This is a genomic window from Mycobacterium intermedium, from assembly GCF_002086275.1.
GTDB classification, from domain to species: domain Bacteria; phylum Actinomycetota; class Actinomycetes; order Mycobacteriales; family Mycobacteriaceae; genus Mycobacterium; species Mycobacterium intermedium.
Window position 1 is genome coordinate 1 of record NZ_MVHT01000256.1, and the last position, 1,037, is coordinate 1,037.

General features: G+C 70.8%; 1 protein-coding gene. It reads right to left on the reverse strand.

Annotated elements, in window-relative coordinates; all coding sequences use genetic code 11:
* Nucleotides 1-50: 50 nt before the first annotated feature.
* A partial coding sequence (locus BST27_RS30535; protein WP_083148844.1) for a Mu transposase domain-containing protein occupies nucleotides 51-1,037 on the reverse strand: 987 nt, incomplete at its 5' end.

Here is a 1,037-nt window from a genome sequence, read left to right on the forward strand (position 1 = left end):
GGAGTCCGCGGCCGGGATATTGGCGGTCTTTGGCGTGCGTGGGGTAGCGGTCATTTCAGGGTCCTTTTCTGGGCGGCCCGCTCATAGACGGACAAGTCGATGACGGTGGAATCGGTTGATGGAGGCGAGGCTTGAGCCGATGAGGTGTTGCGGCTGGCCAGCAGCTGGGCGGCGGCGGCGTTGGCCGCCGGCCCGGGTGGGATGCGTTCCTTGCGGCGATGCGGGCGCCCGGTCGTGGCGGTAGCCATGGCGACGGCGTCCAGGGCGATGACATGGCCGCTGTCGCGGACCGTCACCCCGAGGCCGTCGGCGGCCAGGCGGTGTCGGGCAACGACGATGCCGGTGCTGGTGGCGATGTCGCAGTACTGCCCGCCCACCGGGTGGCTGACGACCACCTGGGCGGCGGCCAGCTCCGGGGGCACCGAGTAGCGGTTGCCGCGGTAGGGCACCAACGCCTGGCGGCTGGCCGTGCGGGTCTGGGAGATGATCACCGGATACGCCAACGCCGGCACCGGCGCCAACGGCTCGCCCTGGGCGACGGTGGCTACCGAGGACCGCCCATCAGCGGTGGCCCGCAGCCGGGTGTCGCCGCGCACCGCAGCGAAGCGGTCCACACTGACTTGGGCCTGCTCGGGTGTCAGGTCATCGGCCAGGGTGCGCCACCAGCGTTGCGCGGCAGTGTGATTGACCTTCTCCACCACGCCTTTGCGGTTGCCGCGCCGCGGCGGGCAGATCGCCACTGCCACGCCATAGTGTTTGGCGACCCCCGCAAACGAGGCCGTGACCCGCCCGGAACCTGGATCGCAGACAGTGGCCATCCGGTCGAAGCGCCATACCCGGCTCACCCCGCCCAGCCCGCGCACCACGCGGTCGATCCCGGCAACCAGATGCGGCTGATCGGTTACCGCCGACAGCGCCGCGCGCCACTTGCCCGAATGAGCCAGCGAACCGACCAGCAGATGCGCGGTCTTTCCCCACCCCCACGATGCGGGCGGATCCGGCAAGTCCAGCCAGTCCCACTGGGTTTCCTCGCCCGG